General features: G+C 68.6%; 12 protein-coding genes and 1 pseudogene. 11 read left to right on the top strand and 2 right to left on the bottom strand.

Features of this window, described 5'->3' with window-relative positions:
* Positions 1 to 6: 6 nt before the first annotated feature.
* On the bottom strand, positions 7 to 744 hold the full coding sequence (locus MC45_RS08140) for a Crp/Fnr family transcriptional regulator (RefSeq protein WP_052075575.1): 738 nt from the start codon (positions 742 to 744) through the stop codon (positions 7 to 9).
* 106 nt (positions 745 to 850) lie between these two features.
* Here MC45_RS08140 and MC45_RS08145 point away from each other — a divergent pair, with 106 nt between their 5' ends.
* Positions 851 to 1,972 carry an alpha/beta hydrolase gene (locus tag MC45_RS08145; RefSeq protein ID WP_052075576.1) on the top strand — a complete coding sequence of 374 codons (1,122 nt, stop codon included), beginning with the start codon at positions 851 to 853 and terminating at the stop codon, positions 1,970 to 1,972.
* Between the two features lie 58 nt (positions 1,973 to 2,030).
* Positions 2,031 to 3,107: a catalase family protein gene (locus MC45_RS08150; protein WP_038661691.1), complete on the top strand. Its 1,077-nt coding sequence runs from the start codon at positions 2,031 to 2,033 to the stop codon at positions 3,105 to 3,107.
* Positions 3,108 to 3,218: 111 nt separating this feature from the next.
* On the opposite strand, the gene MC45_RS08155 is transcribed toward MC45_RS08150, so the two are convergent.
* Positions 3,219 to 4,199, bottom strand: a complete 981-nt coding sequence (locus MC45_RS08155; RefSeq protein ID WP_038666888.1) for an aldo/keto reductase — start codon at positions 4,197 to 4,199, stop codon at positions 3,219 to 3,221.
* Positions 4,200 to 4,303: 104 nt separating this feature from the next.
* On the opposite strand from MC45_RS08155, the gene MC45_RS08160 reads away from it, so the two are divergent.
* The 9 genes and pseudogenes from MC45_RS08160 (at position 4,304) to MC45_RS08195 (ending at position 13,204) form a co-directional block, all read left to right on the top strand.
* The gene (locus tag MC45_RS08160; RefSeq protein ID WP_038666891.1) at positions 4,304 to 5,203 is read left to right on the top strand and encodes a LysR family transcriptional regulator; all 900 of its coding nucleotides are present in this window, start codon (positions 4,304 to 4,306) and stop codon (positions 5,201 to 5,203) included.
* A gap of 293 nt (positions 5,204 to 5,496) precedes the next feature.
* The gene (locus tag MC45_RS08165) at positions 5,497 to 7,422 is read left to right on the top strand and encodes a methyl-accepting chemotaxis protein (RefSeq protein WP_038666894.1); all 1,926 of its coding nucleotides are present in this window, start codon (positions 5,497 to 5,499) and stop codon (positions 7,420 to 7,422) included.
* 28 nt (positions 7,423 to 7,450) lie between these two features.
* Positions 7,451 to 9,052 carry a chemotaxis protein CheW gene (locus MC45_RS08170; protein WP_052075577.1) on the top strand — a complete coding sequence of 534 codons (1,602 nt, stop codon included), beginning with the start codon at positions 7,451 to 7,453 and terminating at the stop codon, positions 9,050 to 9,052.
* A 7-nt stretch (positions 9,053 to 9,059) separates the two neighbouring features.
* Entirely contained in the window at positions 9,060 to 10,133 is a 1,074-nt protein-coding gene (gene cheB / locus MC45_RS08175) for a chemotaxis-specific protein-glutamate methyltransferase CheB (protein ID WP_038661694.1), read from the top strand.
* Positions 10,134 to 10,150: 17 nt separating this feature from the next.
* Complete coding sequence (locus MC45_RS08180) at positions 10,151 to 10,768, top strand: HEAT repeat domain-containing protein (protein WP_156143804.1); 618 nt, start codon at positions 10,151 to 10,153, stop codon at positions 10,766 to 10,768.
* A pseudogene (locus MC45_RS19930) lies at positions 10,762 to 10,968 on the top strand (hypothetical protein); the annotation flags it as partial. The gene MC45_RS08180 and the pseudogene MC45_RS19930, both read left to right, overlap by 7 nt.
* A gap of 54 nt (positions 10,969 to 11,022) precedes the next feature.
* A complete protein-coding gene (gene flgI / locus MC45_RS19935; protein WP_281177495.1) occupies positions 11,023 to 12,486 on the top strand; it encodes a flagellar basal body P-ring protein FlgI in 1,464 nt (487 codons plus the stop codon).
* The gene (locus MC45_RS08190) at positions 12,486 to 12,785 is read left to right on the top strand and encodes a rod-binding protein (RefSeq protein WP_038661697.1); all 300 of its coding nucleotides are present in this window, start codon (positions 12,486 to 12,488) and stop codon (positions 12,783 to 12,785) included. Before flgI ends, MC45_RS08190 begins: the two co-directional genes overlap by 1 nt.
* Positions 12,782 to 13,204 carry a flagellar export chaperone FlgN gene (locus tag MC45_RS08195; RefSeq protein ID WP_038661700.1) on the top strand — a complete coding sequence of 141 codons (423 nt, stop codon included), beginning with the start codon at positions 12,782 to 12,784 and terminating at the stop codon, positions 13,202 to 13,204. Before MC45_RS08190 ends, MC45_RS08195 begins: the two co-directional genes overlap by 4 nt.
* The last annotated feature ends 20 nt before the right edge of the window (positions 13,205 to 13,224 follow it).

A 13,224-nucleotide genomic window follows, 5' to 3' on the forward strand; every position in this document is an offset into this window, starting at 1 on the left:
CGGGCGTCAGCGGGTGCCGAGCAGGCGACGATATTCCTGCTCGGCATGCCCGTAGGTGTCGCCGGCAAGCTGCATCAGCTTGCCGCGATCGCGCACCACGACGCGGCCGCGGAAGGCCCGGATCGCCTGTTCTTCCTCCAGCCGATGCAGCGCATCGGTGACGCTGCTGCGCCGCACGCCCAGCATCAGCCGGAACTCCTCATGCGTCATGCAGATATCGTCCTCGCGGACGCGATCGTGATAGAGCAGGATCCAGCGCGCCATGCGCCGCTCGATCGGGTGCGCCAGTGACGAGACGATCGTCCGCCCCATTTGCAGCATCAGCGTCTGGACGAAGCGCAGCAGCACGCTGCGCAGCCCGGCGCTCACTTCCAGCGCGGACAGGAGCGCCGCGGCGGGCAGGCGCAGCGCCTCGCCATGTTCGGCGCGCATCGTCACGTCATAGGGCGAGCGGTCGTCGCCGAGCAGCAGCGGCCAGCCAATGAATCCCTCCGCGCCGACCAGCGCCACCGCATAGCGCCGGTCGCCTTCCAGCGCGTCGAGGATGCCGGCGATGCCGTCGTTGAGGAAGCAGACGCTGGCGATCCGCTCGCCGGCGCGGGCAATATCGTCCCACACCGCGAACGACACGCGTTCCAGATGCGGGGCCAGCAGCGCCCAGTCCGCCTCGGCCAGTTGCAGCAGCAGCCGGTTGCTGGTGCCCCGATCCTGCGCGCCGATCACGCTCTTCAACCCCGTCGCCATCCGCCGTTTGCGTCCCCCGCAGCTCCGCCGGTGCCCTTTGGTCCGGTTCCGTACAGCAACATAGATTGATCCGGGTTGTTCCTCGACAGTAACAACAGGAGAAAACATGTCCGTCACCCGCACGTCCGCGCGCACCGCGACCACCGTCGCCGTCGCGCTGCTCGCCTCGACCGCCGTCTGGGCGCAGTCCGCCCCCTCGCCGAGCGCGCCGCCACCGCCCGCACCGCCCGCCACCGCGACCCAGCCGCCCAAGGCGGCGCCCGACATGCAGGCGGTGCTCGACGCGCTCGCCGGGCTCGGCGGCAAGCCGATCGAGACTCTGACCCCGGCCGAAGCGCGCATGCAGCCGTCCGCCGCCGACGGCGCCAAGGCGGTGATGGCCAAGCGCGGCATGCCGACGACGCCCGATGCTTCGGTGACGACGCAGGACAAGCCCTATGGGGGCGATCCCAAGCAGTTCGCGCGCATCTACAAGCCCGCAAACGCGCCCGCCGGCGGTGCGCCGCTGCCGGTGATCGTCTATTATCACGGCGGCGGCTGGGTGATCGCCGATGTCGATACCTATGACGCGGCACCGCGTGCGATGGCCAAGGCGCTCAATGCGATCGTCGTCTCGGTCGAATATCGCCACGCGCCCGAGTTCAAATTCCCGGCGCAGCATGACGATGCCGCCGCCGCCTATCGCTGGACGTTGCAGAATGCGGCGAGCTGGGGCGGCGATCCCGCCAAAATCGCCCTCGCCGGGGAAAGCGCCGGCGGCAATCTCGCCGTCGCCACCGCGATCTACGCCCGCGACAATCGCCTGACCGCGCCGCTGCACGTCATCTCGGTCTATCCGATTGCCAACAGCAGCAAGACGCTGCCGTCGCGTCGCGATTCGGCGAATGCCAAGCCGTTGAATGCGGCGATGCTCGACTGGTTCGGCTATTATTACCAGACCCGCGCCGCCGATGCGCAGGATCCGCGGCTCAACCTGGTCGCCGCCGATCTGCGCGGGCTGCCGCCGACGACGATCATCAACGCGCAGATCGATCCGCTGCGCTCGGACGGCGAGACGCTTGCCGCGGCGATGCGCAAGGCGGGTGATAAGGTCGAACAGCGCACCTTCCCCGGCGTCACGCACGAATTCTTCGGCATGGCGAAGGTGGTGCGCGGCGCCCAGGACGCCAATGCGCTCGCGGTCGCGCGGCTGAAGGCGGCGTTCGCCGCACCGGCGCGCACGCGCTGATCCCGACGCGGGGCGGAATCCTCCGCCCCGCGTTCCCTGCCCGAAGAGGAGACCTTCGATGACCGACGCCCCCATCCGCTATCGCCCCGACGTCGAGGACGTGCAGCCCGACGAAGGCGAGACGATCGCCGCGCTCTGCACCACCTTCGACACGATCCTGGAACGGACCGCCGAGGATTATGGCCACGCCGTCCGCTCGGTCCACGCCAAGGCGCACGCCCTGCTCGACGGCGAATTGGCCGTCGATGCCGACCTGCCGCCCGAGCTCGCGCAGGGGCTGTTCGCCAGCGCCGGCACGCACAAGGTGCTGCTGCGCCTGTCGACCAACGCCGGCGACATCCTGCCCGACGCGATCAGTCTGCCGCGCGGCGTGGCGATGAAGGTGTTCGACGTCGAGGGCGCGCGACTGCCCGGTGCCGAGGGCAATGCGCAGGACTTCGTGATGGTCAACGGCACGGTGTTCCAGGCCAAGACCGCCGACAAGTTTCTCGGCAACCTCAAGCTGCTCGCCAAGACAACCGATCGGCTGGAGGGCACCAAGAAGGTGCTGTCGTCGGTGTTGCAGGGCGTGCGCGCGACGCTGGAGACGGTCGGCGTCGAGAGTGCGGCGCTCAACTCGCTCGGCGGCGCCCCCAATGCCGAGCCGCTCGGCGAGACCTATTACAGCGTCACGCCGTTCCGCTACGGTGACTATATCGCCAAGTTCAGCCTGAAGCCGATCGCGCCGGAGATGACCGCGCTGACCGGCAAGACGATCGACGTCGACGGTCGCGAAGACGCGATCCGCGACGAAGTGCGCAGCGAAATGCGCACGATCGACGCCGCATGGGAGTTCCGCGTGCAATTGTGCCGCGACCTTGACCGCCAGCCGATCGAGGATCCGACGGTGGAATGGGACGAGGACGAGGCGCCGTTCCACCGCGTCGGCATCGTCCGCGCCGCCGCGCAGGAAAGCTGGTCCGAGGACAACGTCCGCGCGATCAACGAGGAGAGCCGCTTCAGCATCTGGACGGGGCTCGACGCGCATCGCCCGCTCGGCAACATCAACCGTGCGCGCAACGAACCCTATCGCCACTCCGCCGACTTCCGCGCGCGGGTGAACGGCTGCCCGTATCACGAGCCGATGGGGGTTTAAGCGCCCCCATCGGCTGGTGATAAGGCGTGGGCGATCCCCCGGCGTGACCCGGAGCCATACGTAACGTCTGATGTACCCCGGCCTCCGCCGGGGTACAGCGCCGCGAAAATGTCAGCGGCTGACGAACTGCTGCTGGGACGGCGAATAGCGTGCGCCGTGGATCTCGATCCCGGCCAGCGCATCGCCGATGCGGGTCAGATCGTCGCCGCCCAGCACGACGTCCGCCGCGCTCAGATTTTCCTCCAGCCGGTGCAGTTTCGTCGTTCCCGGGATCGGCACGATCCACGGCCGCTGCGCCAGCAGCCAGGCGAGCGCGATCTGTGCCGGCGTCACCGCTTTCTCCGCCGCCAGCGTCGCGATCAGATCGACCAACGCCTGATTGGCCTGCCGCGCCTCCGCGGCGAAACGAGGAACGTTGCTGCGGAAGTCATCGGCGTCGAACGTCGTGTCCGCGTCGATCTTGCCGGTCAGGAAGCCCCGGCCGAGCGGCGCGAACGGGACGAAGCCGATGCCGAGTTCCTCCAGCAGCGGCAGGATCTCCGCTTCCGGCTCGCGCCACCACAAGGAATATTCGCTTTGCAACGCGGTGACCGGCTGCACCGCATGCGCGCGGCGGATCGACTCGACCCCGGCCTCCGACAGGCCGAAGTGGCGGACCTTGCCGGCCTGGATCAGCTCGCGCACGGTGCCCGCGACATCCTCGATCGGCACGTTCGGGTCGACGCGGTGCTGGTAGAGCAGATCGATATGATCGGTGCGCAGCCGGGTCAGCGCCGCGTCGGTGACCGTACGGATATTCTCGGGCCGGCTGTCGAGCCCCTCGGTGGTCACGCCGTTGGTGAAGCCAAACTTGGTCGCGATCACCACCTCGTCGCGCACCGGCGCGAGCGCTTCGCCGAGCAGATCCTCGTTCGCGCCCTGCGCATAGGCCTCGGCGGTGTCGAAGAAGGTCACGCCGCGATCGTGCGCGCCGCGCAGCAGCCGGATCGCCTCGCTTCGCTCGGTGGCGGGTCCATAGGCGTAGCTCAGCCCCATGCAGCCCAGCCCCAGCGCCGACACTTCGAGCCCGCGGCCCAATATACGCGTCTGCATCATTCGTCCTCCGATTGGTTCTTGCGCAAGATAGGCGGTCGCGGAGCGCGCGATTAGACAGGGCGCATCGCTTGAGCCTATGAATGCCGATCATGAGTTCTGATCTGCGCCGCGAAGATCTCGCCAGCCTGGTGTTGTTCCTGACGGTCGCCGAGGAGCGCAGCTTCACCCGCGCCGCGGTTCGCCTCGGCCTGTCGCAATCGGCGCTGAGCCATGCGATGCGCCGGCTCGAAACGAAGCTGGGGCTACGGCTGCTGACCCGCACCACGCGCAGCGTCGCACCGACCGAGGCGGGCGAACGCCTAATCGAGACGCTGCGGCCCGCGCTCGACGCGATCGACGGTCGCATCGCCGCGCTGACCGAGTTGCGCGAGAAGCCGGCGGGCACGGTGCGGATCACCACCCCCGAACAGCCGGCGCGATCCATCCTGTGGCCGGCGCTCGACCGGCTCGCGGCCGCCTATCCCGACGTCTGCGTCGAGCTCGATCTCGACGCGAGCCTGACCGACATCGTCGCCGGACGGTTCGACGCCGGCGTGCGACTCGGCGAGCGGCTGGAACGCGACATGATCGCCGTACCGATCGGCCCGCGTCTGCGGATGGCGACGGTCGCCGCGCCGGACTATCTCGCCCGGCACGGGGCGCCGGCGACGCCGCACGATCTGTCCCGCCACGCCTGCATCAACCGGCGGATGCCCAACGGCAGCCTGTATGTCTGGGAATATGAAAAGGATGGCCGCGTGCTCAACGTCAAGGTCGAGGGCCGGATCGTCGTCAACGACGTCGACCTGATCCTGACCGCGGCACGCGCCGGCCATGGCCTCGCGCACGTCGTCGAGGATCGGGTCCTGACCCCGGTCGCCGACGGGTCGCTCGTCCGCCTGCTCGCCGATTGGTGCGCACCGTTCGACGGCTATCACCTTTACTATCCGTCGCGCCGCCAACCTTCGGCGGCATTTGCGCTTGTGTTGGAAGCATTGCGGTATCGCGATCCGTTCGCATAAGCGAACAGCGAACTGGCCGACGTTGGTAGAAACATGCGCCGAGCCGAGGCCTCTCGCGAATTTTTCACCTTTTCCGCCGGGGCTCTCCCCGGCAGCCGTGCTTGCCTAAACCCTTGTGACGCCGGTCCAAACTGCCGATGGCGGGACGCCACGATCGTCTAGCATCCGCAGGAAGCTGTTCAAAATCAACCACTTAGTTGAGTAAACGATTGGCGGGGAGGTTATGTCCATTTTTAACCAATCATTACGAAATGAGTCATAGCCGGGCACAACAACGTCAAGTGGAGCCTGCGATGTCCCTCGCCAAGAAAAGCACGATGTCCCTTCCCGGCGAGACCAGCGCTCGTTCCGGCGGCATGAACAGCAGCAGCGTCCGCCTGACCGCAGACGCCGAAAAGCGTCGCGCCAGGACGTTCGCCCGCCAGCAGAAGGGCTCCGAACGACTCGCTTCCGCCACCGCCGAACTGTCCAGCGGCATTGCCGAAGCCTCGTCGGCGTCCGAGGAGCTGCGCAAGGCCGCCGAGCAGATCAGCGTCGGCGCCGAACAGGCCTCGGCCGCGGCGCAGCAGACGATGAAGTCGATGACGCTCGCCACCGATCGCCTGCGCGACATGAAGACGCGTGCCGACGACTCGGCGACGCTGACCCAGGCGCTGGCCGACCTCGTCGCGACGACGGGCAGCGACGTCGCCAATTCGCTGGGCGCGATCGTCCGCGCCTCCGAGCGTCAGGAGGCATCGGTCAAGCTGGTCGAGGAACTCGACCGTCAGGCAAGCGCGATCGGCGAGGTGGTCAAGGCCGTGGCGCGCATCGCCGACCAGACCAACCTGCTCGCGCTCAACGCCGCGATCGAGGCGGCGCGTGCTGGCCAGCACGGCAAGGGCTTCGCCGTCGTCGCCGACGAGGTCCGCACCCTCGCCGAAACGAGCGAGAAGTCGGCGCGCGACATCCAGGACCTCATCGTCCAGGTGCAGGACGACGTGCGGCAGGTTGCCGAGGGCATCGAGACATCGGCGACCTCGGCGCGCGAGGAGGCGCAGAAGGGTACGATCGTCACCGCCGGGCTCGACCGCATCCGCGAGGAGATGGCCGACATCCTGAAGGGCTGTACCCTGATCGCCAGCGGCGCCGAGGATGCCGTACAGGCGGCCAACGAAGCGCTGAAGGGCGCCGAGGTGATCGCCGCTGCCGCCGAGGAACAGGCCGCCGCCTGCCAGGAATCGAGCAACACGATCGAACAGCAGACCGGCGCGCTCGAACAGAGCGAACAGGCCGCGCAGGAACTCGGCCAGCTGTCCGAAGAGCTGAAGAACAGCACCAACATCAGCAAGAGCGCCGAGGAAGTCGCGTCGGCGGCCGAGGAATTGTCGAGCGCGGTCGAGGAGATCAACCGCGCGTCGGTGCAGGTTTCGACCGCCCTGGAGCAGATCAATCGCGGCTCGCAGCAGTCCGCCGCCGCCACCCAGCAGTCGGCAACGGCGATCGAACAGATCGAACAGAATGCCAAGGCCGCCGCGCAAGCCGCCGCGTCCGGCGCCGAGAAGGGCGAGGAGATCGCCAGATTGCTCGACGAGAACAAGACATTGGTCGGTGCGATGATGCAGGGCGTCGCCGCATCGGTCGCCGCCGGCCGCAACAGCCGCGACCAGATCAGCGCGCTGGAACAGGTCAGCCGCCGTATCGACAAGATCATCGATGCGATCACCACCGTGTCGATCCAGACCAACATGCTCGCGGTCAGCGGCTCGGTCGAGGCGGCGCGGGCGGGTGAATTCGGCAAGGGCTTCGCCGTCGTGTCGACCGACATCCGCAACCTCGCCCGCGATTCGGCGGAAAATGCCGAGCGGATCAAGGATACGGTGAAGAGCATCCAGGACACGATCGGCATCGTTCGCACCGATTTGCAGGACATCGCCGACACCGCCGCCGCCGAGGTCGAGAAGAGCCGGGCGATCTCCACCGGGCTGGAGCGGATCGCCGTCGACGTGAGCGAGGTCGTGCGCGGCAACGGCGAGATCTCCGATGCCGCCGGCGAGGTCGCCCGCGCGCTCGGCGAGACGCAGGTCGCGATCGAGCAGATCGCCACCGCCGCGCAACAGGCGGTGCGCACCTCGAACGAGGCGAGCAACGCCGCCCGCGAACAGGCACGCGGCGCCGAACAGCTCGCCGCCGCGATCGAAGAGATCGCCTCGCTGGCCGACGAACTGCAGGCCGCCTGATCCCCGACCGCGACGAAAGGACGGGCGCATGACCGAGACGACGACGATCCCGGCGGAGGCCATCGCCTCCGCCGACTCCAATGCCGCAGACCATGACCGCGCTGGCCTCTGCCAGTTCGTGATCTTCCACAGCGCCGGCGAGATGTTCGCCGTGCCGCTGGAACAGGTGAAGGAGATCATCCGCGTACCCGACGTGGTGCGGATGCCGCTCAGCCCGCCGGCGCTGATGGGGCTCGCCAATCTGCGCGGCACGGTGCTGCCGGTGCTCGACCTGCGCCATCTGTTCGGCCTGCCGCCGGTGCTGAGCGACGACGCCAGCCGCGTCGTCGTGCTAGATCACGGCCACCCGGTCGGCCTGATGGTCGATCGCGTCGCCAATGTCGTCACCGTCGAGCGCGAGCGGCTGGAGCCGGTGACGCAGATCCAGGCGACGATCGACACCGAATTGCTCACCGGCATGATCAAGGAGGAGGACGGCCGCGGCATCGTCATGGTGCTCGACGTGTCCAAGTCGATCGGCCGCACCTTTGCGGCGCAGGACGCGGCGCTGCGCCTCGCCGACGTCGCCGGGCCGACCGCGCTGACGCTGGACGACGACGTCGCCGACGCTGCCGCCGACGAGGACCAGTTGGTCAGTTTCGAAGTCGACGGCCAGGAATATGCCTTCCCGATCGGCGAGGTGCAGGAGATCGTCCAGCTGCCCGCCGCGATCACGCAGGTGCCCGGCACTTCCGGCCACGTGCTGGGCGTGACGACGCTGCGCAACCGGCTGCTGCCGCTGGTGTCGCTGCGCACGATGTTCGGCATGCCGGTGGAGGCGTTCACCGACGCCAACAAGGTCGTCGTCGTCTCGTTGCCCGGCGAGCGCGACGGCGAGGCGCTGTCGGTCGGCGTCGTGATGGACAAGGTGAAGGCGGTACTGCGCGTCGAGCGCGCGCTGGTCGAGCCGGTGCCCGCCGCGCTCCATTCGCAGGACGGGCACAGCGATATCCGCGCGATCTGCCGCCTCGACGAAGGCCGCCGGCTGGTGTCGGTGCTGTCGGCGGACGCGATGTTCGACGTCGACGAATTGCGCGCGCTGCGCGCCACGCAGGGCGATGCCGGTGCCGCAGCGGACGGCGCCGCCGAAGGAGATGCCACGATGAGCGATGCGACGACCGAAGACGCGCAATATGTGATCTTCCGCCTGATGGGCGAGGAATATGGCGTGCCGGTCGAGGCGGTGCAGGAGATCGTCCGCGTTCCCGACCAGCTCACCCACGTTCCCGGCACCCCCGATTTCGTCGAGGGCGTCATCAACCTGCGCGGCACCGTGTTGCCGGTGATCGACCAGCGCCGCCGCTTCGACCTCGAAGAGGCGGTCCGGTCCGACCGCCAGCGGATCATGGTCTTCACCATCCACGGCCAGCACGTCGGCTTCATCGTCGACAGCGTGTCGGAAGTCGGCCGCATTCCCGAGGCGACGATCTCGGCGGCGCCCGATCTGTCGGGCAGCCGCGCCAAGGTCGTGCGCGGCGTCGCCAATCTCACCGCGCAGAACCGCATGATCCAGCTGCTCGACGTCGATTGCCTGATCGAGCCGGCGGCCGACGCGCTGCTTCCGCCGCACCAGCCGGCGCTCGCCGCCTGAGCCTGCCATGACCCGTGTCCTCGTCGTCGATGATTCCGCGCTGATGCGCCGTCACCTCGCCCAGCTCCTCCAACAGCAACCCGGCTTCGAGGTTCGCACCGCGCGCAACGGCGCCGAGGCGCTGGAGCTCGTCGAGGCATTCGACCCGCAGGTCGTCACGCTCGACGTCAACATGCCCGAGATGGACGGCATCACCTGTCTGTCGCGGATCATGGTCGGCAGTCCGCGCGCGGTCATCATGGTCTCCTCGATCACCGCCGCGGGGGCGGAGACCACGTTGCAGGCGCTCAGCCTCGGCGCGCTCGACTTCGTGCAGAAACCGGGCGGTACGATCTCGCTGTCGCTCGACGAGATCGCCGCGCAGCTCGTCGCCAAGGTGAAGGTGGCGGCGGGCGCGCGGGTGCGCGGACGCGCCGGGGTGGTCAAGCCGCCGCCCTCCGCCCCCGCGCCGCCACCCGCACGGATGATGAAGGACGGCACCACCGAGCCGGGCCTCGTCATCCTCGGCGTCTCGACCGGCGGCCCGTCCGTGCTCGAGACGATCCTGCCCGCACTCCCGGCCACGCTGCCGTGGCCGGTGCTGGTCGCGCAGCACATGCCGAGCAGCTTCACCGGCGTCTTCGCGCGCCGGCTCGACGCCTTGTGCGCGATCCCCGTGCAGGAGGTGCGCGCGCCGACGCCGCTGCTCGGCGGCAACGTCTATATCGCGCGCGGCGATGCCGACATGATCGTCGCCCGCCGCGGTGGCGTGCTCACCGCAATGTCGGTGCCGGCGAGCGAACAGCATGCCTGGCATCCCAGCGTCACCCGGCTGGTTGAGAGCGCCGCCGAGCACGTACCCGCCGACCGGCTGATCGGCGTCCAGCTCACCGGCATGGGCGACGACGGCGCGGAGGCGATGGCGCGCTGTCACCGCCGCGGCATGCGGACGATCGCACAGGACGCCGACAGCAGCGCGGTGTTCGGCATGCCCTACGAACTCATCCGCCGCGCGGGCGCCAACCTCGTTCTGGCGAGCGACGCCATTGCCGGACAGATCGCCATCTGGCTCGCTTCGAACCGGCGCGCTCACGCGTCATAATCAACAGGATACGCACCGTGCCGCTGGTCAAAGCCCCTATCGATACCCCCGCCGAACCATCGTCCGCGGCGGCCTGTACGCTCGCCGATCTGGTCGATCTGCTCGCCTCGCCGAGCGGGGCGGATCGCCGCGCCGCGGTGCGCGGGCTGGAGGCGCATGCCGACGGCGTCGCCCCGCTCTGCGCCCGCCTCGCCGAGGAGAATGCGCCGAGCGTGCGCGAGGCGATCATGGCGGCGCTGATCCGGCGGCGCTCGCCCGAGGTCGTGACGGCGCTGCTGCCGTTGCTGCGCAGCGAAGGCGCGCCGCAGCGCAATGCCGCGCTGGAAGGTCTCGCGGCGATGCCCGACGAGGTCGCGCCGCATGTCGAACAACTGCTGCGCGATGCCGACGACGACGTGCGCATCTTCACCGCGAACCTGCTCAGCGTGCTCCCGCATCCGCGTGCCGCCGCATGGCTCGTCGCCGCTCTGGACGACGCGCACGTCAACGTCTGCGCCGCGGCGACCGACGGGCTGGCGGAGATCGGCGACGAGACCGCCCTGCCGGCGCTGCTCGCTCTGCCCGACCGCTTCCCCGGCGACAGCTTCATCGCCTTCGCGGTGCAGGTCACCGCGCAGAGGATCAACCGGTGCTGAGCGCCTCCAGATCCGCCGCCGCCGCCGCCGCGCCGCCACCGGGCGCACCGGCCATCACGCCACAGGATTACGCCAAGTTCTGCGAGTTTTTCTATCGCAAGACCGGCATGATGTTCAGCGACACCAAGGCCTATTTCGTCGAGCGCCGGCTGCAGGATCGTATCCTGGCGACGGGCAAGACGACGTTCCGCGACTATTTCACGCTGGTGCGTTTCGAGACGTCGGGCGTCGAGATGCAGCATCTCGTCAACGCGATGACGGTCAACGAGACCTATTTCTACCGCGAGGACTATCAGTTCGACGCTCTGGTCCAGCACGTCCTGCCCGAGATCGCCAGGAACCGTGCACCGGGAAAGCCGATCCGCATCTGGTCGCTGCCCTGTTCGACCGGCGAGGAACCCTATTCGATCGCGATGCAGATCCTGGAGAATTGGCCGCAGGCCGATGCCTATGACATCCAGATCCTCGCCTCCGACATCGACAGCCGCGTCATCGCCGATGCCCGCGCCGGCATCTACAGCGATCGCGCGCTCCATCGCCTCTCGGCGCAGCTCAAGGGCAAGTATTTCACGCCGCACGCCGAGGGCTTCCGCATCTGCGACGCGCTGCGCCAGTCGATCGACTTCACCGTCGTCAACGTGTCGGACGCGATGGCGATGCGCCGGTTCCGCGACATCGACGTGATCTTCTGCCGCAACATGCTGATCTATTTCGACGACGTGTCGCGGCGCGAGGCGGTCGAGACGCTCTACGACAGCATGCGGCCGGGCGGCGTGATCTGCCTCGGCCATTCGGAGAGCATGAGCCGCATCCAGTCGATGCTCGAACGGATGGGGGTCAATATCCGCGGCGACACGATGCGGACGCAGAACGTCGCCGCCGTCTCGGTGACCGCGACCCTGCCCGCCTTCGCGCGCGCCGGCAGTACGATCGACGTGCAGATCGCCGCGATGGGCGACGCCACCAGTTTGCAGGGCGGCCTGCTGCTCGTCACCTCGCTGCGCGGGCTCGACGGGGAGATCTATGCGGTCGCACAGGGGCCGCTGTCGGTGTCGGGCTTCCGCGCGCAGGGCGCCGCCGCCTCGATCAGCCGCGGCGTGACCACCTCGGCGCGCATCGCCGGCGGGGCGATCGTCGAACGCGAAGTGCCCTATTCGCTGCGCACCGCGACGACGCTGAAGCTCGCGCTCAAGAACCCCGATTTCACCACCGCCTTTCGCATCGCCGAGGTGATCAACCGCCGTTTCGACCGCGTCGCGCGGGTGCTCGACCCCGGCACGATCGAACTCGCGCCGCCGGCAGGCTCGGTGGATCACGTCATCGATCTCGTCGCGAGAATCGAGGAGCTGCCGGTCGAGGTCGACCTGCCCGCCCGCGTCGTCATCAACGAGGCGTCGGGGACGGTGGTGATGGGCGCCGACGTGCGGATCAGCCCGGTCGCGATCGCGCAGGGCGGGCTGACGATCAGCATCGCCGAGACGCCGGTCGCGTCGCAACCCGGCCCCTTCTCCAACGGCACCACCGAAGTGCTGCCGCGTACCCAGATCGGGGTGAGCGATGGCAACGGCCGCGGGCTCGGCGTCCTGCACAATGCGACGTCGCTGGTGTCGCTGGTCGCCGGATTGAACGCTTTCGGGGTCAGCCCCCGCGATCTGATCACCGTGCTCCAGGCGCTGCGCACCGCTGGCGCGCTCCAGGCGGAAATCGAGGTACAATGATGGACAACAGTCTTTCCGCCGCTTTGCCCGCCGCGACGCCGGCGCCGCAGCCGATCCGCACGGCCAACGATCCGGCGGCGACCGCGCAATCGTTCGAGGCGGTGTTCGTCGGCCAGATGGTGCGGATCATGATGGACACCGCGCCGTCGGACGGGCCGTTCAGCGGCGGCCATGGCGAGGAGATGTTCCGCGGCGTGCTCGCCGAGAAGATGGGCGATGCGATCGCACGACGCGGCGGGTTCGGTCTCGCCCCGGCGGTGCTCAACCAGATCATCGCCTTGCAGGAGGGCGGCGCATGATCGACCGGCTGACCGACGTGCTCGACTCGCTGCTGATGCTGATGGAGGAGGAGACGCGGCATCTGCAGGAAAGCCCGTTCGGCGCGGCGCTGCCCGAGCTGGCGGCGACCAAGGTGCGGCTGGTCGGCCAGCTCGAACAGATGACCGCCGCTTACGGGCGCAGCACGGTCGACTGGAACCGGTCGCTCGACGAGGCGCAACGCGCGCGGCTCGAAGAGCTGCTCGCGCGGCTGGAGCCGATCTCCGCCGCCAATGCCGCGGCGCTGGAGCGGCAGATCGATCTGTCGGTGGAAATGATCGGCGCGATCACCAGCGAGGCGAAGCGGCTCGCCGGGCGCGCCACCTCGACCTATGGTGCGCAAGGTCATCTGTCGCGCTTTGATCCGACGATGCCGATCGCGATCAATTCGAGTTATTGAGCGCGCGCCGATGCTCGCCC

This window comes from Sphingomonas taxi (assembly GCF_000764535.1).
Lineage (GTDB): Bacteria > Pseudomonadota > Alphaproteobacteria > Sphingomonadales > Sphingomonadaceae > Sphingomonas > Sphingomonas taxi.

Bases quoted from the DNA above. Each gene is read 5' to 3' on its own strand.
- MC45_RS08140 (WP_052075575.1), bottom strand. From the start codon at position 744: ATGGCGACGGGGTTGAAGAGCGTGATCGGCGCGCAGGATCGGGGCACC.
- MC45_RS08145 (WP_052075576.1), top strand. From the start codon at position 851: ATGTCCGTCACCCGCACGTCCGCGCGCACCGCGACCACCGTCGCCGTC.
- MC45_RS08150 (WP_038661691.1), top strand. From the start codon at position 2,031: ATGACCGACGCCCCCATCCGCTATCGCCCCGACGTCGAGGACGTGCAG.
- MC45_RS08155 (WP_038666888.1), bottom strand. From the start codon at position 4,199: ATGCAGACGCGTATATTGGGCCGCGGGCTCGAAGTGTCGGCGCTGGGG.
- MC45_RS08165 (WP_038666894.1), top strand. From the start codon at position 5,497: ATGTCCCTCGCCAAGAAAAGCACGATGTCCCTTCCCGGCGAGACCAGC.
- MC45_RS08170 (WP_052075577.1), top strand. From the start codon at position 7,451: ATGACCGAGACGACGACGATCCCGGCGGAGGCCATCGCCTCCGCCGAC.
- cheB (WP_038661694.1), top strand. From the start codon at position 9,060: ATGACCCGTGTCCTCGTCGTCGATGATTCCGCGCTGATGCGCCGTCAC.
- flgI (WP_281177495.1), top strand. From the start codon at position 11,023: ATGACGGTCAACGAGACCTATTTCTACCGCGAGGACTATCAGTTCGAC.
- MC45_RS08190 (WP_038661697.1), top strand. From the start codon at position 12,486: ATGGACAACAGTCTTTCCGCCGCTTTGCCCGCCGCGACGCCGGCGCCG.
- MC45_RS08195 (WP_038661700.1), top strand. From the start codon at position 12,782: ATGATCGACCGGCTGACCGACGTGCTCGACTCGCTGCTGATGCTGATG.